The 26,433-nt window shown below is 45.3% G+C and carries 22 protein-coding genes and 3 pseudogenes; 11 read left to right on the top strand and 14 right to left on the bottom strand.

The genetic code is table 11. The features are described from left to right. Window positions 1–17 precede the first annotated feature (17 nt). Together MHH52_RS07320 and MHH52_RS07315 are read right to left on the bottom strand one after the other, a co-directional pair. Window positions 18–803, bottom strand: a complete 786-nt coding sequence (locus tag MHH52_RS07320; protein WP_340007603.1) for a HipA family kinase — start codon at window positions 801–803, stop codon at window positions 18–20. Window positions 804–817: 14 nt separating this feature from the next. Next, window positions 818–2,281: a hypothetical protein gene (locus MHH52_RS07315; RefSeq protein WP_340007602.1), complete on the bottom strand. Its 1,464-nt coding sequence runs from the start codon at window positions 2,279–2,281 to the stop codon at window positions 818–820. A 179-nt stretch (window positions 2,282–2,460) separates the two neighbouring features. Between MHH52_RS07315 and MHH52_RS07310 the strand changes: the two genes are divergently transcribed. The 4 genes from MHH52_RS07310 to MHH52_RS07295 are packed head-to-tail and all read left to right on the top strand — an operon-like array spanning window position 2,461 to window position 5,997. Beyond that, window positions 2,461–3,141, top strand: coding sequence for a glycosyltransferase family 2 protein (locus MHH52_RS07310; RefSeq protein ID WP_313640169.1), 681 nt, complete (start codon window positions 2,461–2,463; stop codon window positions 3,139–3,141). Window positions 3,142–3,156: 15 nt separating this feature from the next. Then, on the top strand, window positions 3,157–4,476 hold the full coding sequence (locus MHH52_RS07305) for a glycosyltransferase (protein ID WP_340007601.1): 1,320 nt from the start codon (window positions 3,157–3,159) through the stop codon (window positions 4,474–4,476). Further along, window positions 4,476–5,006 carry a PIG-L family deacetylase gene (locus MHH52_RS07300; protein WP_313640167.1) on the top strand — a complete coding sequence of 177 codons (531 nt, stop codon included), beginning with the start codon at window positions 4,476–4,478 and terminating at the stop codon, window positions 5,004–5,006. Before MHH52_RS07305 ends, MHH52_RS07300 begins: the two co-directional genes overlap by 1 nt. Window positions 5,007–5,043: 37 nt before the next feature. Then, window positions 5,044–5,997, top strand: coding sequence for a glycosyltransferase (locus MHH52_RS07295; RefSeq protein ID WP_340007600.1), 954 nt, complete (start codon window positions 5,044–5,046; stop codon window positions 5,995–5,997). 96 nt (window positions 5,998–6,093) lie between these two features. Here MHH52_RS07295 and MHH52_RS07290 read toward each other — a convergent pair. The 3 genes and pseudogenes from MHH52_RS07290 to MHH52_RS07280 all read right to left on the bottom strand — a co-directional run. Then, window positions 6,094–6,182, bottom strand: a pseudogene (locus tag MHH52_RS07290) (flagellar biosynthesis protein FliA); the annotation flags it as partial. Window positions 6,183–6,593: 411 nt separating this feature from the next. Beyond that, on the bottom strand, window positions 6,594–7,085 hold the full coding sequence (locus MHH52_RS07285) for a sugar-binding domain-containing protein (RefSeq protein WP_340009529.1): 492 nt from the start codon (window positions 7,083–7,085) through the stop codon (window positions 6,594–6,596). Window positions 7,086–7,146: 61 nt separating this feature from the next. Continuing rightward, window positions 7,147–10,530, bottom strand: a complete 3,384-nt coding sequence (locus MHH52_RS07280) for a DUF5107 domain-containing protein (RefSeq protein WP_340007598.1) — start codon at window positions 10,528–10,530, stop codon at window positions 7,147–7,149. 69 nt (window positions 10,531–10,599) lie between these two features. Here MHH52_RS07280 and MHH52_RS07275 point away from each other — a divergent pair, with 69 nt between their 5' ends. Then, window positions 10,600–11,553, top strand: coding sequence for an AraC family transcriptional regulator (locus tag MHH52_RS07275; RefSeq protein ID WP_313640164.1), 954 nt, complete (start codon window positions 10,600–10,602; stop codon window positions 11,551–11,553). 5 nt (window positions 11,554–11,558) lie between these two features. Here MHH52_RS07275 and MHH52_RS07270 read toward each other — a convergent pair whose 3' ends face one another. Beyond that, window positions 11,559–12,521 carry a hypothetical protein gene (locus tag MHH52_RS07270; protein ID WP_340007596.1) on the bottom strand — a complete coding sequence of 321 codons (963 nt, stop codon included), beginning with the start codon at window positions 12,519–12,521 and terminating at the stop codon, window positions 11,559–11,561. 420 nt (window positions 12,522–12,941) lie between these two features. On the opposite strand from MHH52_RS07270, the gene MHH52_RS07265 reads away from it, so the two are divergent. Then, the gene (locus tag MHH52_RS07265) at window positions 12,942–13,655 is read left to right on the top strand and encodes a DUF4386 domain-containing protein (protein ID WP_340007594.1); all 714 of its coding nucleotides are present in this window, start codon (window positions 12,942–12,944) and stop codon (window positions 13,653–13,655) included. Here the strand turns inward: MHH52_RS07265 and MHH52_RS07260 are convergent. The 4 genes from MHH52_RS07260 to MHH52_RS07245 all read right to left on the bottom strand — a co-directional run bounded on the left by MHH52_RS07260 (window position 13,652) and on the right by MHH52_RS07245 (window position 16,058). Next, window positions 13,652–14,248, bottom strand: coding sequence for a Crp/Fnr family transcriptional regulator (locus MHH52_RS07260; RefSeq protein WP_340007592.1), 597 nt, complete (start codon window positions 14,246–14,248; stop codon window positions 13,652–13,654). The two genes, MHH52_RS07265 and MHH52_RS07260, sit on opposite strands and share 4 nt — an antisense overlap. Window positions 14,249–14,550: 302 nt before the next feature. After that, complete coding sequence (locus MHH52_RS07255) at window positions 14,551–15,045, bottom strand: hypothetical protein (RefSeq protein ID WP_340007590.1); 495 nt, start codon at window positions 15,043–15,045, stop codon at window positions 14,551–14,553. A gap of 344 nt (window positions 15,046–15,389) precedes the next feature. Beyond that, a complete protein-coding gene (locus tag MHH52_RS07250) occupies window positions 15,390–15,605 on the bottom strand; it encodes a hypothetical protein (protein ID WP_340007588.1) in 216 nt (71 codons plus the stop codon). Between the two features lie 30 nt (window positions 15,606–15,635). Next, complete coding sequence (locus MHH52_RS07245) at window positions 15,636–16,058, bottom strand: DUF4375 domain-containing protein (RefSeq protein ID WP_340007586.1); 423 nt, start codon at window positions 16,056–16,058, stop codon at window positions 15,636–15,638. A 130-nt stretch (window positions 16,059–16,188) separates the two neighbouring features. Here MHH52_RS07245 and MHH52_RS07240 point away from each other — a divergent pair, with 130 nt between their 5' ends. Continuing rightward, window positions 16,189–16,743 (top strand): SMI1/KNR4 family protein, encoded by a 555-nt coding sequence (locus tag MHH52_RS07240; RefSeq protein WP_340007584.1) that lies wholly within the window; start codon window positions 16,189–16,191, stop codon window positions 16,741–16,743. 236 nt (window positions 16,744–16,979) lie between these two features. Here the strand turns inward: MHH52_RS07240 and MHH52_RS07235 are convergent, their stop codons facing one another. Beyond that, complete coding sequence (locus MHH52_RS07235; RefSeq protein ID WP_340007582.1) at window positions 16,980–17,864, bottom strand: YwqG family protein; 885 nt, start codon at window positions 17,862–17,864, stop codon at window positions 16,980–16,982. A gap of 354 nt (window positions 17,865–18,218) precedes the next feature. On the opposite strand from MHH52_RS07235, the gene MHH52_RS07230 reads away from it, so the two are divergent. After that, a complete protein-coding gene (locus MHH52_RS07230; RefSeq protein ID WP_340007580.1) occupies window positions 18,219–18,680 on the top strand; it encodes a hypothetical protein in 462 nt (153 codons plus the stop codon). Between the two features lie 85 nt (window positions 18,681–18,765). Beyond that, the gene (locus MHH52_RS07225) at window positions 18,766–20,151 is read left to right on the top strand and encodes an SMI1/KNR4 family protein (RefSeq protein ID WP_340007579.1); all 1,386 of its coding nucleotides are present in this window, start codon (window positions 18,766–18,768) and stop codon (window positions 20,149–20,151) included. Window positions 20,152–20,371: 220 nt separating this feature from the next. Here MHH52_RS07225 and MHH52_RS07220 read toward each other — a convergent pair. Then, window positions 20,372–22,023 (bottom strand): annotated as a pseudogene (locus MHH52_RS07220) (DUF6138 family protein). 804 nt (window positions 22,024–22,827) lie between these two features. Here MHH52_RS07220 and MHH52_RS07215 point away from each other — a divergent pair. Further along, window positions 22,828–23,004 carry a transposase gene (locus MHH52_RS07215; RefSeq protein ID WP_340007577.1) on the top strand — a complete coding sequence of 59 codons (177 nt, stop codon included), beginning with the start codon at window positions 22,828–22,830 and terminating at the stop codon, window positions 23,002–23,004. A 104-nt stretch (window positions 23,005–23,108) separates the two neighbouring features. On the opposite strand, the pseudogene MHH52_RS07210 reads toward MHH52_RS07215, so the two are convergent. Continuing rightward, window positions 23,109–23,264 (bottom strand): annotated as a pseudogene (locus MHH52_RS07210) (sigma factor-like helix-turn-helix DNA-binding protein); the annotation flags it as partial. 410 nt (window positions 23,265–23,674) lie between these two features. On the opposite strand from MHH52_RS07210, the gene MHH52_RS07205 reads away from it, so the two are divergent. Beyond that, on the top strand, window positions 23,675–25,606 hold the full coding sequence (locus tag MHH52_RS07205; RefSeq protein WP_340007575.1) for an ATP-dependent DNA helicase: 1,932 nt from the start codon (window positions 23,675–23,677) through the stop codon (window positions 25,604–25,606). Between the two features lie 167 nt (window positions 25,607–25,773). On the opposite strand, the gene MHH52_RS07200 is transcribed toward MHH52_RS07205, so the two are convergent. Beyond that, window positions 25,774–26,403: a GyrI-like domain-containing protein gene (locus MHH52_RS07200; protein WP_340007574.1), complete on the bottom strand. Its 630-nt coding sequence runs from the start codon at window positions 26,401–26,403 to the stop codon at window positions 25,774–25,776. Window positions 26,404–26,433 lie beyond the last annotated feature (30 nt).

The following is a 26,433-nucleotide window of genomic DNA, read 5'->3' as shown; positions in this document are numbered from 1 at the left end:
ATATGTTAATTCATCTGCTACTGATCCTCCTGCGTCCAGATCGGAAAATTGTCCCTTAATTCCTCCAAAGCACCCCGAACGAGCTTCCTCCTGCATAGTAAAAAATCAATCAACCCGGTCACATCTTCCCGGGAGATATTCCACTGTCTAGGAAGCCCCTTTACCGCTTCAATGACCGCTTTTTCGCTGACCTTTTCGACTAACGAGACATAATGGCCGAACGGGTCCGGACTATCAATAAAAGGAACAAACATTTCATATAAGGGACCCCAGAATATATCCATTCTATTCACATCGTCCATACATTCTTCTGTGTTCCAATCTGGTCCAAAAAAAGCATCCGAGTGATCAATCATTAGAATTTTTCGTTGGTCCGGTATATATAATAGATTGGACTCTGCGATATGCCGATCCCAATTATTGATCCAATGATCAAATACAATCATCCCAGCTGCATGATATAGATTTTTGCATAATGCCAAATTGACATCCTCAAACGAGGTCGTCCCTTGTTCGAAATACAAACTGCCAAGATGCAAGCCTGCAGCGATATCCAAGCTTTTCAAAACAGGGAACATATCCACAAGATCCCGTGTTACCTGGATAATGCGATAGGGTGCAACCGGCAATCCGAGCCATTTTCCTAGACGGTAAGCTATCAGCTCGTTGGCTAATATACCAGAACCGGCACGATTATTTATGAATTTAACAACATAGGTTTGACCGTCCTCACATTTGAACAGATGCGGGAGTGACCATCCATCTTCCATGGGTCTAATGTATTGCACAGCCAGGATGCTCATTGGTCCTCAACCTCTTAATCGTAAGGTCCATACCACTCCCAGCTATTGTGGTCGTCCCTAACGTAGTATTGATACTTGCCATCTTTACTTGCAATGGCTGTCAATTGCTTCGCATCATTCTCTACTAAGATTACTTCGTCATACTGCTCTGTGCCGAATACTTCCGGGCCAAACCAAGGTTGCGTGGGATCGTCGTTGTTTCTCCACCAATGACCAAGGCGCCCCTCCTTCAGCGGGGTAACCACCTCGAAATTACCGTAGCTGCTCTCCAGAAAAGCCGGCATTCCCGTTACACCTTCCGCAAATTGTTCCGATTGGAACCATTCACCGCTATGCTCATCTCTCCAATAATGCACAAGCCCGTAACCGCTTCGACATACCGCTTCAAGATTACCGAATCTGCTCTCAAGCGCTATTAATCCCTTGATCTTTCCGCTTCCAAATGCATAGGGGCCAAACAAGACATCTTTAGTTCTACCTGATTGATTTTCCCTCCAGTAAAGCAGCCCTTCTTCCTCTGAGGCGGCAAGCCACTCTATTTTTGCGCCATTATATTTGCTTCTACGGATGAGATAAGGCATTTCGCCGAGATATTCTTCCATAAATCGTTCTTGATGGTCGGGATCTAGCTGGATTTTCCGTTTCATAACCTCCCGGATAAAGCTTCTTGATTCATCCTTAAGGTTCCGATAGACCGGATGAATGAGAGAGCATTCTGGTTGGGAATTCATAAGACTGATCATTTCATCGAGTGGAAAGTGCGGTCGATAACGAATGGTTGATGAAACATCCTCCCGGTAAGCATGCAATTTATAGCCCAGCCGTTCAACTATCGTGGCAAAGACAAGCTCATCCACTCCGAAGGCCCTTGTATCGCGGAGGTTAGTCTTTAACAATTCATACTGGTCATCATGTAATAAATGAAGGACCAACTTCCTGCTGTATACCTGCCCTACGTTAAAGGACTCCCTATAAGGTTCGTTCCCAAGCAGGGGGAGCCAACGGTTGATTTCCTGCCTAAGTTGTACTAGGCAATAAAAATCATCATCTGGTATTTTCGTATCGACTCCCAAATAATCCTTGTCTTTCATTTCGTTAAGAATGTACTGCTCAAAGCCTTCTCTAGCAAACAAAACATCAGAATCTAGATTGATAAGTACATCGTAGGAATAATTAATGTCCTCGAGCCACTCCATAACTTCAACCATATATATTGCGGTTACCCCGTAATATAATTTTCTGCTGGTCGGGCATACCGGATATCCCAGACCTTTGCATATTTCCGGATCATCTCCTCCGTTATACAAGACGACAGAACTGTTAGGACAGTAACAGCGGATATTGTCTAATAAATCGAAGATAACCTCTCTGCGATTGTGCACTAATATGGCAAAACAGATTTTTTGGCGTGGATGGTCCGTGTACTCAGAATACGTTGAATAGTCCGTATATTCAGTATAATCACTGCTTTCTGTCACATTTAGTCACCTTCCTTATGTTGTGCCCGCTGTTATTGTATTGCTAATCCTGAATTTTGATTGGGTAGTTACATATTTCCCCATTAACTTTAGTGAAAAATATACGTATATCCCAAGCAACCATGTATTTTAGATCATATGGTGAAAAGAAAAGATGTATTGGAAGGGAGGGGGTGATTGTGTCGCTTGCACGAATTGACCAGCTTGTAAGTATTGTGATCCCGTGCTTTAACGCAGAATCTTACATTGAGGACTGTCTCGATCATTTATACGACCAAATCTACCCAAGCACAGAAATCATCGTTGTGGATGATGCATCCACGGACAGTTCTGTCGATCGTATCCAATTGTGGCAGGCCCGCCGGCGATTCCCCCGTTTTACGCTGCTTCAGTTGCCTCGTAATGTAGGATTTTCCGGTTCTCTAACAACGGGACTGTTTATGGCGAACGGAGAATATATCGCATTTCACGATGCGGATGACTACTCTCATCCAGAAAGGATTAGTAAGCAGGTTGAGTTTCTGATGAGCAACCCGCAGATTAGTATGGTCGGCACGAACTATATGGCTTTTGAAGATAGCGACATTCGAAAACAAACCCCATCGAATTGGCTAAGTTATGGCGAGGATATCTTCAGGAGATATGCGATAGGAGATCATTGCGTCTCTAGTCCGACCATTTTGTTTCGAGGCAGTGTATTTGATCGCTTGGGAGGACTTTCCCGGAACATGAATGGAGCCGAAGATTATGAGTTTATTGCCAAGTGCGTTTCTCACGGCATCCGGGTCGAAAACCTGCGAGAGACCCTATACTATTACCGCTCTCATACGGCCCAGCGTTCCCGTGAATTTTATGGATAATAAGGAGCTGATCAGATGAAAAAAAAAGCTGAGGTTCGCAGCAAGAAACCAATCGTTAAGAAACGCATATACAGCGAAAAGCCGCTCGTACAGTACGTCGTGAACGCTCAACCGCCCAAGCAAGTGGTCTTGTTCAATAAAGAAGTAGCGAATCGCAGAATGGAACCGCGATATTCAGTTAGAGACTTGCGCATTTTAATGGTACTGGATCAATTTAATATCGGCGGAACTGAAACGCACGTGCTGACATGCACACGAGAATTACTTAGAAACGGTATTCACGTCGTTGTAGCCGGGAAACGAGGAGAAATGTGTGATGCATTCGCCGCATTAGGCTGTCCCGTATATGAGATTAACTTCGTCACGAACGAACATTTAAGTAATGATGCTGATGAGCAGAAGATTATCTCCCAATTAAAACAAATCATGAATACAGAAGGAATTACGGCCGTCCATATTCATCAAGTCCCTTCCGGTTCTTTCGCTGCAAAAGCCGCAGATCAATTGTGTATCCCTCGTTTATGGACGCTTCACATGTTACTTCCTTTTACAATCGATGAAATCGAGCTGATAAAAAGCAGCGCGGCGGTCATCTGCGTGAGCCCTTCCATAGTGAAACAATTGCCGGTAAAAGATCTGCCGGTCCAATTGATTCCTAACGGAATTGATACCGTGCAGTTCAATTACCGCTCGCTTATTCAGAGTGATTTACGCGAAGAACTGGGAATTCCAAAAGGCGCACCTGTTATTATGTACACCGGCAGATTATCTTGGGAAAAAGCGGATATTTGCAGAGACGTCATAGAAGCATGCAGACAGTTAAAGGCCGCACACTACCCTAACCTAAATATTCTCGTGACTGGCGAAGGGCGGCATAGTGAGAATATTAAATCGCTAGTTGATGTGATTCACAAAGAGATGAAGGGCAAATTCATTCATTTGCTGGGGAATACTCTCAATATGTCTTCCTATTATTCCATCAGCGATGTCTTTGTTGGCACCGGGAGAGCTGCCCTTGAGGCTCTGGCCTGCTGTCGTCCTGTGGTCGCTGTTGGTGTGAAAGGTTTTGTCGGGCTGGTTCACCCAGGAAATTACCGATCAGCATGGGAGACATGGTTTGGTGACCATCATGCCGATGAAATCTGGACAGTAGAGAAGCTAAAAGCAGATATAAAGCGAGCAATGGATATGCCGGTTCAAGAAAATATGGAAACAGGTTGGGTAAACCGAAATCTGGTGAAGGAACAATTCAACTTCACCCGTACTACAGATATGTTGATGAACGTATATGCAAACATTCTAAATGACCGTTATGCCTCCTATGAGGTGGAGTGATGTCATCCAAATCGGCAGCAGATAAGCTCATGGTAGTCGCTCATCCTGACGATGAAAGCATATTTGGAGGTGGAGCTTTATTAGAGGAGTCAGGCTGGAAAGTCATTTGCCTGACGAACTGTAGCAACGAGACTCGTTCACGGGAATTCCGAACAGCGATGAAGTTCGTTGACGCCGGGTACGAAATATGGGACTTCCCAGACGAATATGAAGGAGATTTTGATGAAGAACAAGTGAAAGACGCTTTAAGAAACCTACTGGATACTGGCCATTTCCATAAAGTTGTCACTCATAATCTGCACGGGGAATACGGGCATAGTCAGCATAAGTCGCTATCCCGTATTTTGCACAGCATGAATATAGATTGTTTAAATGTATTCGATACAGCAAACGATCCGCTTCCATTTCATATATTGCAAATGAAACTCAAATTATTGCAGCACTATAAAAGCCAAATGTATGTCATTGAACAATTGATGCCCTTCATAGTGAACGAGAGGTTAATTCAGGCTGACCCGTGGGAATCTTAAGCTCCCATACACGATTATCAAGCAGAGGTGATTTACGGTGATCATTGTTCAGATCGCTCCTGACATCATTCCTCTTCCAGGCAGTGGAGGTCTCGAAAGAATCGTATACAATTTATCAGATGCGCTTGTGGATATGGGACACGAGGTCTATGTATATGCTCTCGCAGGGAGCCGAAGCCGTGCTGTCGTCATTCCGTATGGACATCGGTATAAGAATGGCAGCATCAAGGATTTCGTTCTTGATACGATTCCCGACAATACCGATATCATACACGACCATACACATGATCTCCTGTTTGGAAAGGAAGACCTGCACATTCCAACGATCTCAACGATTCACACGGAATGGTCGCTAGATGTCCCAGTAAAGCATCCAGTATATGTGAGTAGAACGAAGCTTAAACAGTCTCCACACCGGCATAAAGGATATTATGTACACAATGGAATCGACCTTGACGAGTATAAATATAGTGCGTACAAAAAAGATTATGTGCTGTTCCTAGGACGGATTGATTGGGAAAAAGGCGTGCATACTGCCATTGATATAGCCGAAATGACAGGCATAAGAACGATAATAGCTGGTCCCGCCTGGGACGGAGATCTGTTTAAGCAGATCCTTCCACGAATTAAAAACAGTCCTAACATCGAATATGTCAATGAAGTTCATGGGAAAGCAAAACAAGATTTACTGCGGCATGCCAAATGGCTCATGTTTCCAACTGCTTGCGAAGAGCAATTTGGACTCGTGATGATCGAAGCGATGGCCTGTGGAACGCCTGTCGCCGCATTCCCAAGAGGTGCAGTGCCGGAAGTATTGTCTGGGTTTCCACAATTCTTGTGTAAAAGCGCGGAGGCTATGGCAGAGATGATTATGGGCAATTCATCAGTACATCCTGAACAGCTTCGTCAATATGTCGCTAGTCGATTTACGAAAGAGAAGATGGCTGAACGTTACTTAAAAATCTACGAGAAGGTGATTAAGGGGCGATAGTACCATCCGGTTCCTGCGTACAGATCCTAGAATCAAATGCTGCTTCTCCTGAATAGCCCAGGAAGTAGATGAAGAGGCGTGAGTTCGGCCGACCACGCTCTCAATGGCTTTAATCAGCCAATTGTCCCGATGGAGATTAAATCCTCCATATCCTCACCAGTGTTATCGAATTTTTTGAGGTTGTGGACACGATACGATGTCATTTCCATGCTAAAGACTTTTCTTGAATGGGTTATCGTCAATACAAGTTTAAACAGCCAGTCACCGGAAGTCTGTTGGTGACTGGCTGTTTGAAGTTTACAGGGAGGACAGGAAGGCAGTTTGGACAGTCTATCCTTGTACGAAATACGCACAGGACAACACTGTCTGTTTCATAATCCTTATCATCCCTTTCCACTTTCTGATGAAGAGATTGCCATGGGCCAGACTCTTCCATACATGTCAAAATACCTGAAAACAGGAATATTTCTACTTATTCTTTATCTGATGCTCTGATGGATGTGAAGCTATCACTGGCTATAGAAGAGGCTATTGTACTCGGGAGCGTTGTCACAATATAAGAGTATAGTGATCCCAGCAAAGTACCCGGCAGATCTTCAGCGATCGCCGGGCACTTTACTAGGATTTATTTGTTCAATAGTGATCTTCATTTTCAGGATATCTCCCGGATACATATCAGGAATCACTCGTTTGACAAACTCTTCATCTGTCGATGACACAGATAGGTGATATTCTTTTACGGCATAGCAGTACTTCTGCATACAACTTTCCTGTAGCCTTATTGTCAATTTGTCCAAATTGGACCTCTGAGCTGACTTTAATTTGAATAATGCTGTTTGACCGGTTACTACGAGTTTGACTGGACGAATTAAACCTCCGTCATCCGCCCAATCAAAGCTGCTTCCTTTAGGAAGCGCCTCTTCACTAGGTGAATTGTCCACTTTTACCGTAATCCGATTCTCCACGCCATACTGGAGATTTGTTGTCACATCTATCTCAAAAGCAGTATAACCCGAGTTGAAGTGCGAACCCGCTTGATGGCCGTTAATCCAGATCACCGCATCACGATATACGGCTTCAAAGTGTATGCGGAACAGGAACGTTCATCGGAGAGGGCAAGCCTGTGGCTTGCCACTCCTCTTGGTCTTCCTAATTCATCGTACTACCGCTTAATCGTCTATGAACCATAGCCCCTTGATGATTAGGTTCCATTTCCAGAGCTAATTCAAGTTCAGTTCTCGCTTCATCGTCACGGCCGAGACCCAGAAGTCCAAGACCTCTCATATACCGGCAATGGATTACATTTCGCCGGTTCAGATCATCCTCAAACACAAGGAAGTCCGGCAGAGATACGGCAAAGTAATCAATTTTGATATCGTCAAAAATATGTTTTTCCGCATAATCAATCAGTTTATTGAAGCGGCGCTTGGCCTCCTTCTGGTTATGGAGTTTCAACCAGGACAGCCCTTGGTAGAAGATCATTTCTGGCGGTTGATCATTGTAGTACATCGCACTTGTAGGTTCAGCCAGCCCCTGAGAAGCAATAGTGTAACTGGAAATGGCTTCTTGTTCCCGCTGAAGACCTTCGTATGCCATACCGAGATAATAATAGATATTATTCTCCTGAGCTCCTTCCAGCTTTCCTTCACCCAGATTTAGCGGATAGACCAGCGCTTGTTGTAAATGCTCAGCAGCTACTTCATATTGACCATCTTGCAGTGCTTTCTTGCCAAGCTCGGTATGAGCAAACTTATATTGTCCTGTTACCTTACCCTCTCCACCTTCCCAAGGATGGAAATTACGCAGAGACAGGGCAGTAATAGCCTCTTGATAGCGTTCAAGATTGTTCAGCAAGGTTACATATTCAACATAAAGATCGTCTCTCTTCTCAACCAGTCCTCGTCTTTGCTCAAGGATATGAAGGCGTTCCTCCGTTGACCAAGCGAGCTTCTTGCGCAGTTGATCCAGTTCAAATAAAATACGTACATCTTCCGGTGCACAGGCAAATGCCTGCTCCAGCGAGGCTAGTGCCGCTTGCGGATTATTCTGCTTGTTATAATAGGCCAGCCCCAAATTGCGGTGTACCGTCGGATAGTCATCCCGCAGCTCACGAGACCGCTCCCAACTCGCAATCGCATCAATCGGCCGTTTCTTATCATAATAGAAATTCCCTAGATAGTAATGAGCTTTGTCGTCTTCCGAATTAGATTGAACTGCTCTTTCTAGCAGCTCAAGTTCAAACAGGGTATTCGGGAAACAATAGGTTGGATCAGCCAATTGTCCCCTATGACACGCTTCCTGAGCTAGCTTAAATTGTCCTGTACGTTTATATAATTCTCCCAGTGCATAATGCAGCATCGGATAGACAGAATCCTTCTGGTTTACTACTCTTTCCCCTACGGCAATGGCTTCTTCAAAGAGACCGCAGTTCATATAATCCTCAATTAAATTGAGATAGTTGTGAGCATCATTTCTCATCAGTTGATGCAAATCAGACAATACTTCATCCGCTACAGCGTTTTCTTCCAAGGCTGCATGGGCCAGCGCCAGTTCATTATAGGCTCCGAAATCAGCGATATCCATTTCAAGAGTTTCAAGTGCAAAGGTCTTGGCTTTGCCGGCAAACCCAAGCTTACGCAGCAGTGCAGTTTTGAGATTACGTGCTTTGTAATTGCGTGAATTGCGGATGAGGGAGCGCTCAACCTGCTCAAGCGCCTCGGCGTATTGGCCTTTCAGACTGGCAATTTGTGCAAGAGAGAAGTACCCTGCATCTTGCCAAGCAGCAGACCATACTGATTTGTGAAAAGCAGCAAAAGCTTCCTCTAAGCGGCTTTGTCCACGCAGCGATACTCCCAGCTGGTAATAGGCCTCACTGTCATAAGGATTGGGATTCCGCCAGGTCAAACGCTCGATCGCTTTGCGGAAATAGTTCTCGCTATCTTTATATAATCCACGGCGAAGCAGCAAGGTTCCATAAGCCACATTAAGCCGAATATCGCCACTGTCCCGCTTCAATCCTTCCAAATAGTAGGCTTCGGGCTCAAACGTAGCATGCCGATATTGCTCAAGATGCAGGCCAGCTAGATATAGTTCCTCCGTCGAACGCAGCTCTTCCGGCTCTGCCAGTGGTTTGGCGGCATCAGGAACCCGCTCAATATCCGGCTGTTTCGGTTGATAGGAGATCAACAGCCTGCCTTCAGCATTTCGAACAGACAGTTTCAAATCATACTCCTGCTCTCCGCTGTTCAGCGTTACAGTAGACTGGAAGGAATCCACTGGGGACAAGGTTACAGTTTTCTTCATATAACAGCTTGTCGCTCCACTCAGTTCCACGACCGCATGTTCAAGTATCGAAGTCGTATACACCTTAATCACCGCCTGCCCCGCCTCAGCATCAACCTCCAGATTGACGGCTGCCTCAATGGAAGCATTTTTTACGACACCGATGTTTTTGTAAGGCATGAAGTATTGACTGAAGGTCTTTTCCTCGTAAGGCTGCAGCCATGTGAAGTCGGGCTGATTGTCGGTGTACACTCCCGTCATCAATTCAATGTATGGGCCATCTTCATCCGTCAATTGACGGTCCCACGCCTGGCCAAACTCCCCGTTTCCCCAGGTCCATTGTTTTTTACCGGGAGAGATATGATGATTCGCCACATGCAGCAGTCCGGCCTCCACCCCATGATCATATCCGCCAACAAAATTGTAATCCGATTTATAGGCCATGTACGAAGTCGGAACAGGAATGTTCTTATACCGGGAAATATCCACACCTTCAGAATAATCCTGTTTATAATAGATTCCGTTAGCTATCGGAAAACGTGAGACGTCTCTTTTGCCATGATCAAATACGGCCGTCACGTCTGGCGGAAACACGGATTGAGTATGGTCATTAACCGCTACGGCCGGATTAGCCCACCACAGAAAAGTCTGCGGCTCAGGTGTCCGATTGTATAACTGAGCGTTTATTTCCAGATACGCCTTGCCAGGATAGAGCTTGAATGCAGCAGTTACTTTCGTGCCGTACATCCGGTCAATCTCGCTCACCCAGACTGTAGCGCTTCCATTTTCTGTTTCTTCGTATCTGTATTCGACTGGACCGAACGTATTCGGCCGGTGATGCTGCGGCCAGTTAAATTCAATTCCTCCGGATATCCAAGGTCCTGCAAGGCCGACCAGTGCAGGCTTAATCACGCGGTTATAGTAGACGAAATCGTAATTGTTTGTCTTGTCGAGCGCGCGATAGATTCTCCCCCCAATTTCCGGCATGATCTCAATACGGATATATTCGTTTTCCAGAATGACCAATTTGTAATTTTTATCATTCTTCATATCCGAGATGCTCTCTATCACCGGATGTGGATACACGCGTCCCGTGCTTCCCTGATACACTCTTTTCTCTAAAAACATAGGATTGGGGTCAGCTTCACCCGCCTCATATGTAGGAATCAACACATTCGTTTCCCATACCTGTACTTGACCAGATCCAGTTGGATTGACCTCCGGCTTATGCTCTATAGCTTCATGCTTCATGTTTGAAATGCCTCCCTTGTCTTGATAGTTATACTTTATCCTCTGGCAAGGGAGGTTCCAATTGACGAAATGCGGGAAGTGATGGATTATATTCTTATTCTGATTAATAATTACGGGGGAACTGGAATGAGTCATGAAAATATTCGTAAGCCTGAAGGGTTTGTAGAAGAGAAGTTATATGTGCTTCCAGAATATTGGATGAGAGAACTAGAGCAGGAGGAACTGACTTCATCATTATTTATTACGGATATTGGCTATTTCCCTAACGCTCAATATCATTTCAGGGAACGTCAAGAAGGCAGTCCGTCTCATATTTTCATCTTTTGCGAAGCTGGAGAAGGCTGGATCGAGCTGAACCATGGAGAGAAAATGATACTGCAGCAGGGAGACATGATGATTATCCCTCCCGAAACCGCACACCGATATGGAGCGATGGAGGAGAGACCATGGAGCATCTATTGGTTTCATTTCAAAGGCGGGCATGCTCATAGATTAGTTAAGCTGTTCGGTCTGTCTAACGCACCGCTCGCTTTATCACCCAGCGGCAAGGCTCGTTTAATTGAATGGTTCGTGCCTGCATTTGAAATGCTAGCCGAGCGGACATATACCCTGACGACCCATGTACATGTTGCCCAGACCGCAAGACAACTTCTCTCCGGAATTGGATTAAATGCGGGGAAATCGTCACAAGAAAAGAAACGTGAAACGTATTTAGAGCAGGCTATTCAATATATGAATGGACATATGAGCGGCTCCATTTCTCTTACTGAACTCGCTAAGCATGTTGGGGTATCGAAACAGCATCTAATCTATTTATTCAATTCCGAAACAGGAGTCTCCCCAATCGAGTATTTCTTGCGGCTCAAAATTCAGCGGGCAGGTCATCTTCTTGATCTTACCGAACTCAGCATTAAAGAAGTCAGTTCTGCAGTGGGCATTAGTGATCCCTATTATTTCTCCCGGCTTTTTAAGAAGATTTCGGGATTCTCCCCCTCAAGTTACCGAAAAATCCCGAAAGGCTAAACTTCTCACGAACTAATAGTCTGTGTTTGACAGCGGGAAATTCCCTGGCCCAATGAAAGGCAGATGCTCCAGCTAAACGCTTCTCCAGGTTCCAGCTTCAGGGCACTGCCATTGCTTTCAGCTCTGGCCAAGCTATCATAATATCCAATTCCCGGCTCTAACGCTACGGCAACGTGATTGCCTAACAAGCCACTGTCTATCCATACTCCAAATTGGGGAACCTCGGTCCCTGATGCTGAGACTGTGATATAATTCCCCGTTTCTTCGCCGTACAAGCCCGACCAATTCCCCCCGACCGGTTCTGAGTAATAGAATTTCAATCCATCCCCTTTCTCCAGGGGAGACAGCTTGTTGAATAATGAACTTTGGTACTCCACTCCTTCTTCTAAGGACTGACCGCCATATACACATACCATTTTCTCCATCTTGGATGGCAGCAATATCGCCGTTTCCTCAGTAACAGCGAATAAAGGATGCATTGCCCATAAGAAGGAGAATGCGGAGACTCCCGTGTTCAGCACATTATAATGCAGATTCAACTCCGAGCCCGGTCCTAGTTCAAGTCTTCTGGTCAGCAGATAAGGAAGCTGTACTCCCTTCACGCTGCAGGATAATCCGTGAACATCCGTCTCAGACTGCCAAGGCAATGCCCATACCTCTCCATGATCGGGAAGGTGGACATCCGCCTGGTATGCCGTACCGCTTGGGTTAATAGTGGGAAAACATTCATCCCAGCCGCACAACGCCGCTTTCGTGAAATCGGAGCCATATTCGGTAGCCTCTAGGGTCGTATCTGTTGAACTTAGGAGCCATTCTTTACCGCTCGGTTTATAGAACAGAGAGACTAGTTTAGCACCAAGCGAAGGTACCACCTCTACTCGTAATCTATCATTCTCCAGAACAATAGACGCCAGTCCTTTGTATACGGAACTTATTATAGTTGCGTGTGAATCACTGTCATAATTCATATAAGACTCAACTCCTTAAAAATGAAATAGTGTTAGTTCCGTTTTTGTTGTCTATATTCACAGGCGACGGCCCGCAACCTTGAACAACGCGATCATAAAAAGCTGGATATGTAATTGTTCTCTCCCGTACTGCTGTACACTCTATATCGAATACAACAACCACCATTTTCAGAAAAAAACTCGGCGAACTGCACAAGGAATGTACTTAAACAGAAACGTGGCGCTACAAGAATAGGCCAGTAGCCATGATGGACCATTCCGCCATGTGAAAAAGCTTCCTAGGGATTACGAACTCCATATCCATCTGTTCGACTCAACAGCCATCGTACCTCCAAATACAAATTCCCTTGATTTAAGTCAATGAACCGTGATAACCCTCCGATTACAATGAGATTAACACAGAACCTAGGGGGTTATTGGATGGTTACCACAGGAATACAACGAACGGATCAGCGAACACCTGCTCTGATTGCGGGCATATCGCTTATCATCATGACACTTGCTTCATTTTTTTCGTATGGCTATGTCCATGCAAGCCTTGTGGTGCAAGGAGATGCCAGCGCCACATTTCATAATCTCATGTCATCAAGCACGCTTTTCAAAGCTGAAATCTTGGGCTGGGTCATCATCCTGGTTAGTGACATCGTGGTCGCGTGGGCATTCTATATGTTCCTGAAGCCAATGAATAACGGCCTTTCGTTGCTCGGTGCGTGGTTCCGTCTTACCTATGCGGCTATATTAGGAATAGCCATATTGAATTTACTATTTGTGTGGCTGCTCGCGAACAGTGCTGACCCTTTATCGATATCCGATCAGCTTCAAGCACAAGTCATGCTGTATTTAGATGCTTTTGAATCCGTGTGGTCGATTGGTTTAATTGTTTTTGGCGGGCACTTACTCATTGTGGGCTATGTGGCTGTCAAATCAAACGGCATACCCAAAATCATTAGTATCTTATTGGTGATTGCTGGTGTAGGCTATATGCTCATACACCTATGTAACGCGTTTCTCCCACAATTCGATGGGGTCATTACCGTACTTAAATTTATATTTACTGTGCCAATGATTGTAGGAGAATTGGGCTTTGGGTTATGGCTGCTGTTTAAAGGCGGGAAGGCCCCTATAACGGCCTAAACATCTGCCTCATGATTGTCTGTATGGACTCGCTTCTTGATTCTGCTTAATGACTCAGGGGTAATGCCGAGATAACTTGCCAATTGATGTTGAGGCACGCGATCGATTAAATGGGGTCGGTTCGTTAATAGAGACTTGAAGCGTTCTTCAGGTGTAGAAGCGATAAATGCAGCATATTCATCTTGTACTTGACCGAACTTTTCCTCGATCATCTTGCGTGTCATGGACTCCAATTGACCGTATTTGTTATACATGTCCTCTTCGATCGCTAGATCGCCAACGACCAATACTGAGTCTTCAAGACACGTAAAGGTGTACTCGGATGACTTATCTTGTTTATGAGAATTAAAGATCGAGATGGCTTGCTCCTCTGTGTAGAAATTGGATGTGACCTCTTTTCCCGCTTCATTAATCGAATACTGCCTTACGCATCCCTTTAACACGAAATAACATTTCGTAGGAACATCTCCTTGTCTAAGGAGAACTGTTCCTTTTTTATATTCTTGAACCAGTATTTCTTCAACGATTGCCTGTTGTTCTTCTTCGTTAAGTGTTGTAAATCTGGCTAAATACTTCAATAATATGTTTTTCATTTTGCTTTCCTTCCCGTACTCTTTCATGAAATGGTAAACCGTTGTTAGGGTCAGATGGAATGCATCGCATGTGATCAACTTACCTTACATTATATATTTAAGAACTAAAATATACATCATTATACAGAAAAATCACTCATGTCAGATGCTGAGGTTGTTGGGGGAGGTGGCGTTATCTAGCCCAAGATCAGGTCTCCCCCTTAACCCTACGCGCACATCTGTATATCGTTAACAACAACGCCTTTTGACTTAGCGACGATCCTGGCAACAAAGCCAGCCTTCGTAGTGAGCGTGGACCTCCCTTACTTCCCGGGATTGATCCGGAGCACGGATGTGATCTGATTGAATTCCATGGAGGTATTACCCTCTGTTAACCCCAACTGTTCTGCAGTCTTCGGGGTAACTTGGATGAACGGATCGATGAATATGTCTTTTCCGCGTAAGATTAGGAGGGATTTATTCTTTGAGCCGTGCTTCAACAGAAGCCGCTCACCAATGATCCCGAGAGTAACACGACCAATGGCGGACACATAGATCTGGTCATCTCGAATGGTAATGACGGTAGGCTCAGGTGCTTCTCGATCCTCAACCACTTGTGTGCCAACCCCCAGGAAAAGTCTCGCTCTTGTAACCGGCTTTCGGAAAAAGCGCATCACTTTGGTTGCCGTATCAAACTCCACACGGTAGCGCCGTTCGTTCCTTAGGTTAAGCTTCTGTGCAACATTGCGTCCCACATCTATAGAGTGTTCGATACATTCCCCACCCTCTTCCTGCGTTAGATTAACTCTGGTGGTCATATTTCTCCTCCTCAATGTTACGGGTCCAGAAGTAATAAATCTTAATGGAGTGAGTGGAGCGCCGCCACAATTGACTAGCAGACTTACGTTATTGGTTACTCTGCGGATTACATTAACGTCTAATATACCCTTCAGAATCATATCGCGATCACATCCTTGTTATTAGATCTGAATTAATATATGAGAGGAAACATGTCTAGGTATGGGCTTCGCCCTTAGCCCTACATGTCTGCGAAAAATCCTCCACAACGCTTAACCGCCCAAATTTCATTGCTTATAACAAAAGACAAAGCTAAAAGGCCTTCAATCCCATGGAATTCAGGACGAAGGCCGTTTAACTTATTTTATTTTTTTGTACTGTCTACATGACGGATTTCGTTTCTCCGTTTAGCCCAAGCGACTGCGCTGTAGAAGTCTGAATTCCGTGGATAAGCCCTGGTTTTTTCAAAAGTGACACGCCATAAGGCTCCCTCGACCAGACTTATTTGGAAAGCTACGCTTGCGGCGTCTTCATACCTCTCCAGCAGAGCATCGGCAGACTTCTTGATATTGTCCACCATGTCATCTTATGATGAAGCAGGTATTCCCAGCTACTGCACGTAATATCGATGTGCAATTTCCGCAATGCGATCCTGGTCTTCCCAGAATCTCTTATCAAGCTTATCCAGCCGTTCTACCTCTTCCTCGGTAAGAAACTTTGGAATATCCCAGAGCTGAGTGAGGCGGTTGTCTTCCGATAAATGCTCGATGCAGGCATATCCGGACTGGACGATTTCGAGCGCATGGGCCGCCCCGATGGCTTGTAATGCTCGTACCGCGCAGATATATGCCTCATCTCCCCAATTGCAAAAAAACTGCACAAACCCGCCGTTATACACATCGGCTTCCAACAGCCATAAGGCGGCAATCTCTTGTTCTTGCGGGGTCAAGGTGTTCCAGTCCGAAGCATTCTTTTTCTGCACAAAGGCCTCGGCATAATCGAACCATATATCACAGATATCGGTCTTACTCAAATTGTACTCCCCCTTTATGTTGAAGCCTTCCTAAATCAGAACTAGATATATTTGCACAAAAAGCACAAATTACATTAATCTTATACTAATACATAATCATTCAGTAGATGACAAAAGGAGGAATGACGGGATGAATTGGGAATCGGTATTCGAAGTGTGTTTTAGGAAGCATCCCGGATTAACGCAACAAGAATTGGAACACGTTGTGAACCATTGGAACAAACCTCTATCCGCGCAGGAAATCGCGGAGATTTCGGGGAGGCAGCGCAATCCCTTCCCGGAATCGAATCCTCTGTATGGGTTATACCAGCCGTTTGATCCGGCGAAATGGTCCATTCCGAACAAGCGCCTACCCACCGCATATCTCGATTTTCTTCGTTATTCCAATGGCGGCGAATTTGGGAACGGGGAGCGGTATTTTCAGTTTTTCGGCGCTGATGAGTTAAGAGCCATGCTGCTGGCCTATGAATTCCCCGAATACATGCCGGGTGCGGTACCCTTTGCCATGAATGGCTGCGGGCATCATTATGCTTGGGACATGCGCAGGGACCGAGAAGACTACGAATATCCCATTGTCGTGTCCCACTCGGGAAACTTAGGTTACGAGGACGCCTTACAAATTGCGGAAACGTTCATGGAGCTATGCCAGGGAACGATATCGGCGGAAGATCTGCTTTACGGATAAGGAAGGCACGGTGCGCAGCATGACCATCCGATTTGGTGTTAATACACGATTAGCCGACCGTCAGGCCACTGCCCTTCCCAACCACACGGAAGATGGCCGGATTCATAAACCTTCAACAGCTCGACAAAGAACACCGGACCCTCTTGGGTGAATCGGGGGTAGCTTAGTTCAACAATGGCATGCAGGATATCCCATCATTGCGATATTCATGGATGTATGAAAGTCATTTTTGACGTCTAACTAGAATACAGGGAACAATAGGTATGTGCAAAGTTTCCCGCCAGCAGATCTTCCTTCCGAATATAAAATTGCAGTTCTCCGGCATCCCACCAGCAAAACCCGACCTCCTGATCCGAATCTAGCGCCAGCAGCAAAATCGTATCGCGGACTTCCTGCTCTGCCTTGTCAGAATCGCCGTTCAAATACGCCGTTATCCGCTCTATGGCCGTCTTCACGGAATAGTTGTATTCCTCGCCAGTCAACAGCCGAAGCGCCGCTTTGTATTCGCAATCTCCATGCTGGGTTGCCGGATAACCGAACAAAACCGCAAGGTCGCTCGAATTCCCTTCGGTCAACTCGAAGCATAAATCTTCATATTGCTCGTAATCATGCTCATCATTCTCTATCTGCTCGTACTCCACATAGCCGTAATTGGGTGGCTCCATCGTGGCTCTGGCAGTTACCCGGTAACCGACAAACTTCTCCTCGAGCGCCGTCACTTCGGGTGAAGGTTGACGCTTTGCTTCCTGCAGCTTCTCCTCTTGTAGATACAGCACCTTGTGTTCAATATGATAAGAAGGTTCATCCACCCCAACGAAAAGATAAAGCATGCCTCCCGCTGGAAGCAGGGAAGACTCATCATGAGGCGCCAATTCACGCAGACACAGCTGAGCCAGGAACGTCATAGGGGTCCCGTTAGCATCCAGCGGCCATTCCACGTTAGGCGGCAGATCCGGATCGCCCCCTATGCGGGAAGGGCATATATCCTTGTAATTCTCCATCTCTTTCTTGGACAAGCGAATGCCTTGGCGTACAGACTCCTTCAAATAATCCATCGCGTGTTCGAACTGATGTTCCCGAACAATGAGCTCAAGCTTTTTCTTATTGTTCTCGCTTAACATTGCCTTCACCTTCCTTGTTATTTGAGTATGCTCTTTAAATGAAATTCTGAATTCCCATACACAAAGTCAATTCAATTGTAACATAAGGAAAGCGGGACCCCCTTCACACAGAAAGGAGCCTTTTTTTAGTGTTAATCCAGTATGATTCATTCCCCGAGATCGTTCTCTTATTCATGTACACACCCATTTATTGATGTTACAATTTGTAAAGGTAGAAGATACCAAACGTTATATACTGCAGCTCCGGGGTCAAGACCTGCTCGAATTTGCTGGTGATGCACCGATTTGGTTACCCGCAGTGAGCTCTAATCGGGAGATGTTGAAATCCTATTACCCAAACTACTGGAGGAGCGTATGATTTTTATTCTTTTGATGGCGGGAGCCATCGTGAATGCCGTTTTATGTGCCTTTGTAGGTTGTGCGGTATTTGTAGGCTTTGTATTCTTCCTAATTGGATTACCTACATCCAAGTCCTCGAAAAAATGGTCATCACCCGACCTGATCAAGTTTATACTCACGGTTTTTTTGACTTTGCTAACTTTGATTATGTATTTGATAATGACATCTTGGAACGCACGAACCGGAGGAACATTGGCCTTCTCCCGTCCAGTTTCAACCGGTGCCTACACGGATCAGGCCAAGAATCTGGTACTTTGGGGAACCGTACAAGGTGTCTTCTCTCTCCTTGCTTTTAAATGGCTGCTGCCTAGTTTAATTGGGATAGTTGGATTAGATAAAAAGCATAGATGGGGAATTTCAGCCGGAGCAATATTGACGATCGTAGGCGGCAGCGCTGCTTGGCTTGCGTCGATGTAACCCTTAGTCCCCCCCTCACTGCACGAATTTTTGAGGACAAACGCCGCTAAATTTTTTAAGAAAAATAATAGTTTTGGAGGCTGCAATGGACCAAACGCTTATCGAACAATTGAACCAATGGCATGAAGAAGACGAACATCAGCGTATCGTGGAGTCGCTGTTAGCCATTCCTGAGGAGGAACGGGAATATGAGGTGGTCAGCCGACTGGCCAGAGCGTATAACAACTTGGGGCTTTATGAAGAAGCACTCAACCAATTCGAAAAAATATCTGAAGCAGGTCAACATGATCCACTATGGCATTATCGGGTAGGTTTTGCTCTTTATCATTTAAAAAGATATGAGGATGCGGCTAAGGCATTCAGTACCTCTGACAAATTAGAAGCCGGTGATCAGCGTACTGAATTATGGTTAAAGTGGAGCTTGCAAAAAGCGGAGAAACAGCAAAGACAAGAGCGTCGGATGGCTACCAGAAGGGAAGCAGCCATGGAGTCTCGTGGTTCGGGAGCGGAGGAAGTTCCTTTTTTGAACATGTTGCTTGTTGATTTTTGGGACGACAGCGAGTACACGAGGAATTCCTATCTATCCGAGCCACCCACGGATGAACTGATCACCTCGATCGAGGAAGAGCTGGGATACAAGCTCCCCTCCTCTTATATACTACTAATGAAGCAGCAGAATGGCGGAATTCCGAAGAACACATGCTTTCTAACAGAGGAACCCACTTCCTGGGCTGAGGATCATATTGCTATTACGGGCATCCTCGGCATTGGCCGTGAGAAAAGCTATTCGCTCTGCGGGGATCTCGGCAGTCGGTTTATGATTGAGGAATGGGGATATCCTGACATTGGCGTAGTGATCTGCGATTGTCCTTCAGCAGGTCATGACGTCGTGATGTTAGATTACCGGGCATGCGGAAGAGATGGTGAACCAGAAGTGATTCACATCGATCAGGAGGACGATTATGAAATTACTTTCCTGGCCGAAAATTTCGAAGCGTTTATTAGTGGCCTAGTGAGCGAAGAAGAATTCGATACCTCTGAGGAGGACAAGGAAGCGGATCTTTACAAAGTAGCCCACGGTAAATTTTCTCCTTTGCTGGGGGAGCTTTGTGGTCAAGTGACGGAAGTGGAAAATATTGAACAAAAAATCCGCAGCATCTGTACACAGATTGTTGAAGAAAAAGGCCATTTTTCTTTTCATGCGGATGAACTGTCGTATCTGATGTATGATGTGCAGTTTTGGCTATACACAAAGTCATACCCGGATACCAGTCGCGAACGATACTTGGCTATCTATGAGAAAATGATCGCCTTCGGCGGAGAATTCGGTCAAGGTGGCTATGCCCCAGGATGGATTACCGAATGGCTGGACCGCCGCATGCATGAAGTACGTATCGTAGAGGAAGATGGACGCCTTCGGTTTACGGATCAGTTCGCTGTGGAAGTGGTTAAGCAGCTGAGAGAAACCTAAAAGGCCGACCGGATCATGCAAGCAACGACAAGAGCCCACGTTCGACGTGGGCTCTTCTTCTTTTTAAATTTATAGAGACCAGACACTCTGTGGCTCCCCGGTCCAGCGGATGTATAGGGCAACTGTTCTATCGGTTCATGGCTGCTGCATCCAGCTTCAACCTCACTTCGTCCTCTCCTGACTCGCAACTAGTTTCCTCGTCGGAAACATTTCCAAAGTGTTACATTTGAAGCGCCAACAGCTGCTCCAATCCTTCTTTTAGCGGTGGCTGTGCTTTTCGGGCCGCTCCTGACAGTTTCTTCACGTTCCCGAAAATCCGGCACACTACCAGTTCTCGTTCATAATTCTCTCTGTCTTTCAGCGCCTCGAAAAGCGCCTCGGCAAGCTCAGGACGGTCGATGGTTAGATTCTTGACCAGTCTGCCTTCCTCATTCCCTCCCAGCAAAATAGATACGATCACCGGCATATGCTCCGCCTTTACGCCATGCGCCTCAATAAACGCCTCCGCATAGCCGTCCTGCACCAACTGATGCTCCGTATCTACCAGTTCCATATAGCGGCAGACCAGCGGAAAATAAGCTTCGCTGTACAAGCCGAGGCCCATTACGGCATAAGTTCCCGGCATGACCGATTTCTCGCTCGGCTCCACATCCCGGTACCAAGCGAACTCTTCCATAGCTGTATCCGCATATTCTGCTAGCTTTGGAAAAAGGGTAGGGTAGCTGAGCGCATTGGCAAAAAACTGATGCAGCTTGGACTTCGCCAGTTTTTTCACAGGAAGGAAGTACTTCTGGCTGCTCTTCAACTTTAGGTTGTATTCTTTAGGAAAACCCTGCCGCAAAAGATTGATGATATAATCGAGCGCTTCCCCGTAAGCCGCCTCCTCTTCAGAGAGAATCTGGATTTCGATCGTCTGCGCCACGTCATTGTTTCGGGCCTCGACCCGCTCTCCCAGATAGGTACTCGCAAATAATCCGCTACCTATTCTCAAATAATCTGCTGCCTGCTTGGAACCCAATTGACCGCAAGTTCCAGGTACTTCTGCCGAGTTTCCGGATCGATGAAGCCGATCTGCAGGGCCGCATAAAGAAAGAAATCCAATTCTCCGTCATCTACGGTAGGATGAATCGGTTCTCCCTTCAAAATCCATTCGTTTCCATAATTACCGGAATGGGTAAAATGCTGCGGCAAAAAGTGATCTCGTGCCCAACTATTAAAGGCCGAAGTATACTCTCTGATCCAATTATTTTTGCGCTCTTGGTTCTTATTTAGCTTGTCGGAGAGGCGACGGATCAACGAATCAATCTCTTCTGCTTCCTGTTTCATCAGATCAGGATTGACCAAATGGCGGGCGAAAAAGAACATGTCATTCTCTCCCGGCAACACGGGCAGATCAGGAAGAATCTTCGTCTGAATAAAATGATCCAGCGTCTTTTGGAGTTGGATCAACTTGGGCTCATTAAACAGCTGTTGGTTAAGGGTTAATTTCGACTTCTCCCACTCAAACTCAAATACAACTTCAAACTTGTAATCAAAGAAACGGGGTCCCAGTTCTTCCGAGCGGAACAGGCCATCCACAAACCCGCACAAGGCAGGAAAGAACTCCTCAGTCAGAAGTTCATCGGTCAACTCCGTGACGTAAGTATCCGCTTCAAATTTATACGAGCTGTCTGTCCAGGATAACGGCTCGTAGACATCGATATGTATTTTCCCTTCCGCCCAGGTAAACTTGCCTTTTCTCCACGCCACTCGAAGGTATCTGTTGACTCCAGCTTGCAACCTGCTTTGATCCTTAAACTCATTGATCCTTTTGCTTTCTTTTGCGTAAATCGTAGTGATTTCCTTCCATACCTTATTCAGAAAAGCATCCACAGCCTGATTCAACGGTCTCTCCTCCTAATATCGTATTCTGCTTGCTCCGTTAATTAAATTATCTCCTGTCCGGGACGGGTCCCGACTCAACTCTCTCTTTCAGTCCTGCGGCAAGCTCTTTCTAACGCATCCCCTCCGCGGTTTTCTGAAGGGCACCCGCTTCGATTAGCTTGACGATCGCTTAGTTTGCTTGAACTTGACCGCTTTTTTTAGCGCCATATCTCCGAGTTAGTCCTCCGCCTCAAGATTCACTCCCTGCTCGATTAACAGCTCGATTGCTTGGATGGGCATTCGATGTTATGTTGATGTATCTTTCATTCACAGAATCAATTTGGGAGTTACCCTTGCAGGTAGGAATCCCATATGTTATTAACTCAGCTTTCGCAGCTAGAAAATCAATCTAATCCCTTGAGCCAGTGAGAATAAGCCTAAAAAAATTGTTCGAATTGACAGAAAACACCTTACTTGTTTGGTATCATGGAAGTGTCGAATCAACCAACAAACAAGAAAGGTGCGTAGCTCTATGCTACAACAACATTCCATGTCTGAACAGTGGGTTTGTTTAAAGATTTAAGCTGCGAAAGTTGAGTGATTAATAAATACAACCGATTAACAGCAAAATTAAAGAGGCATTACCTAATTTCAATTTTATTACGCGATGCCTCTTCTTATATGAACAATCACAGATTTACTACTACTCCCCTAACCCCACCAACCTCTTCTCCCGATGCCTACCAATTCGTACAATTTTCGCGCGCGATTGAACAATCAACTACTACAGCTGGAGAGGAAGGTCGATGAACTATGGTGACTGAACCGGAAAGTGTGTTTGGACAACTAAAGAACAACCGGGGATTCCGACGTTTCCTGCTTCGAGTCATGCAAAAAGTAACCCTCGAAGTCGGGTGGCTTTCCCTTGCCTGTAATCTGTTGAAGCAAGCCGCAACAGACCGAAAACAGAAACCAGCAAGTCTCCAATGATCCGGAGACTTGCTGGTTTTTAAGATTTTTTACGATTTTGAAATGAGATAGGCTGTCTCATTTGTAGATTTTTCACTTATGGGACACCCCCATCCCCGGATCCTTCACCGCTTCGCCTTATAAAACTCATGATACAACTTCATGAATGCCCGCTTCTCAATCCAGGACACATAAGAGCGGGAAATGCCGAGCTCTTTGGCGATTTCGCGTTGGGTCCATTCTTCTCCCCCATGCTCCAACCCGAATCTTCCTTTAATCACTTAGAATTTCATTGTCAAACCTTTTTGATGAACTTCAGATAAGACTTGGCCGAAAAAAGAAATCATTATGGCATTATATTATGTTCTGACACTTGACTGTTAGGGTAGCATCGAAGATAATTACAACCTCACCATGTGGAAACGACTATGCCGTCCTCAAAAGGGAGCCTATGCTTTCGAAGCAGTGATACCTTGTATCGCTTTCAGGTATCCGTTTCAGCGAGAAATAGAAAGATAATTTATAGTGTAAAGCTTATAAATTCTTCTACTTTAAAAAAAACTATAATTAGGAAGATTATTGATTTTGAAAAGGGGCGGTCGTTATTAGCTGGTTAAGTGATCTCTACAAATTACAGAAGCGGGAGCTAAAAAAGGACATCGAGCCCTCTTTAGTCAATGCCATCTTTCGGATGTATGATAGATTTCCCAGGATTGGACTTAAAGAGCGGATCGGCCAGCAGGATATGTCTCTGGATATCGCTGATGCTTATATTAATGGTAGAAACGCAATGATTGAAGCTGGAGTCGGCATCGGTAAGTCCTTTGCATACCTCATTCCCAGCCTGCTCATAAACCAAGTCTCACGGCAACCGATCATTATTGCAACATCCTCCATACAACTTTCAGAACAGATACATAAAGATCTGAGATTTATCGGAAGCCGGCTCGGATTTACATCGGTTCGCTCCGTAGTCGGAAAAGGCATGGGGCAGTATGCTTGCCGGTACAGGGCAACAGACCTGTTACAACCTGATAATTCAAGCTCAACTCTGTCTACGCTTGCCCAGCGTATTGTGAATTATGACATTGATGAGAGAGCAGATATTAAGGGCGGAGTTAGTGATGCTGTATGGTCTAATGTTTGTGTGAATGATTGTAAATTTGAACGTTGCCATTATAAAAGTACATGTTCGTTTTACGAGATGAGAGCTAAGATTAACGCCAGCGCCAGCGACATGGATTTTATTATCGTAAACCAGGACCTGCTCATCCGTGATTTGATCAAGAAAAAAGAAGGAACGAAGGGATTAATCACTGAACGGCCAGCTCTGATCGTAATTGATGAAGCTCATAATCTGGAAGCAAAGGTTAGAGATGCAAGAACGCTCGAGTTTACATTCCGGGGAACCTGCCGTATTCTGGATGACGCCTTACAGATTCTCTTCAAACAATCCGCAGATATGGACCTTATGCCTCAATTTAAATTTTTAAAAAGATGTGTTGGCCATATTTTCAAACAGGTAGAGTCGGATTTGCTTCAAACAGCCAAGCAGGACAATGACCGTATAAAAGTGTCGGAGATCGCAGTAATTCCGTTAAGACGAGGGGCACAGGTTTTGAAAGGGTTTAATCTTAGCCTTTCCGTCTTAACTTCACGGCATGAGCGGGAGATCGACAATATTTTTGAAGCTATGAACGGACTTATAGATCTCTTTGATATACTCGCCGGAGTGGAGGATAACTATCTGATCTGGGCAAGCAATACCCAACGTGAGGCTACCATTAGTATCTGTCCTAAAGGCATAAGCCAGTTTCTAAGGTATAGCTTATTTAACGGGAAGACATCTGTTATTTTAACGTCAGCAACCATGTGCCAAAGCGGAGAAACACTAGAGGAACAATACGCTTATCTGACTGAGTCCCTCGGTTATAGGGGTGATTATATGGAGCGCCAGGCTTCACCATTTGATTATGACAACCACACCATGATGTATATTGCCAAGGACATCCCATACTACAACCATCAGAACAAGGGAGGTTATCTTGAAGCGGCATACAAGGAAATGATGAGGCTCTGTAATTTAACGGACGGACGGACATTGGTCCTTTTTTCAGCTAAGGAGGATATGAAGTACATTCATAATAAGTTAAAATCCGAGAAGCTTGCATGGGCGGTGCATGTTCAAAGAGAAGGATCATCTCAGGATGGGGTGATCGCTGAATTCCGGGGTAGTAAAGGTGTCCTTCTTAGTACCGGTGTATTCTGGGAAGGCGTGAATATCGAAGGTTCCGATTTGTCGCAGTTAATTATTTTCCGTTTGCCCTTCCCCGTTCCTGCCGATCCTGTCTATGAATATAAGGCATCTTTGGCGAAGGATCCCTTAAAAGACGTTTTTGTACCGGACATGCTGCTACGCTTAAGACAAGGAACCGGGCGCCTGATCCGTAGTGAAACTGACCTTGGTGTACTCAGCATACTTGATTCCCGTCTGTCCGCTGCAGCCAAAAAAGATTACCGGGATAAGGTACTGGGATCTTTACCATTTAAAAAGGTTACCGAGGACTTTAGGGTTCTGGAGAAGTTTGTAAAAGAAAAAGAGATACAACTTAGCGACAAGTAGAAACGGCTGTGCCGTCCTCTAAGGGACGCGTATGCTTCCGAAGCAGCGAGAAATAGAAGGAACAAGCCTGATGAGCTTCTGCACCAGGCTTGTTCCTTTTTGCTGTACTTGCTTTTCATGATATTCCGTTGAACATTGTCGGAGGATTTAGTGGCGTGATCATTGGTTTATATATCTCTTTCCACCTTAAATCGCAGAACCGTCTTCAGTTTTTCTGGTACTGTTTTACGGGCATCCGTCAGATAAATTTCTTTATGTGTTTTCTCGGCTCTTCGAAGCTGATGATCAGCGCAATATTGCTCCATCATTACAAATGTCTCCGGTTCGTTATCATAGCTGCCAAGATGCATCACTTGCACACACAAGCCCTCAGTGATCTTGTCCAACCGAACGGATTCCACATCGAGATGCCTTTTCTTGCGTCGAACCTGCTCTACTGCCCATTGGAACAACTCCACTGTAACGAAGTTCGGCTGCCGAATCATCAAGGTATAAATCAAATGATTCTTATCCAAGTAATCCAACTTTCTTCCCTCTTCATCTAAGTCCCAACATCCCTCTAATGGAAACACCGTATATTCAAAATATCCTTCTGGTGTAACTCCCTGCTTCGGCATCATACGAATCGCATAAGACAGTGCATAGAGTACCTCTACATGTTCTTGAAATGCCTTACTGTTCGGGTCTCCCTTGCCTTGAATCATAAAATATTGCATTTCCGGTACTTCAATCAGAACTGGCTTCTGACCTGGTACATAGCATGCTTTGTCATGTTTCTTCCATTCATATTTCGGCATCTTAATCATCCTTCATCTAATTTGTTCGTA

Source organism: Paenibacillus sp. FSL K6-0276, assembly GCF_037977235.1.
GTDB lineage: Bacteria > Bacillota > Bacilli > Paenibacillales > Paenibacillaceae > Paenibacillus_AQ.
Note: the sequence above shows the minus strand (reverse complement) of the source record. Positions and strands in the feature narration are given on the sequence as shown.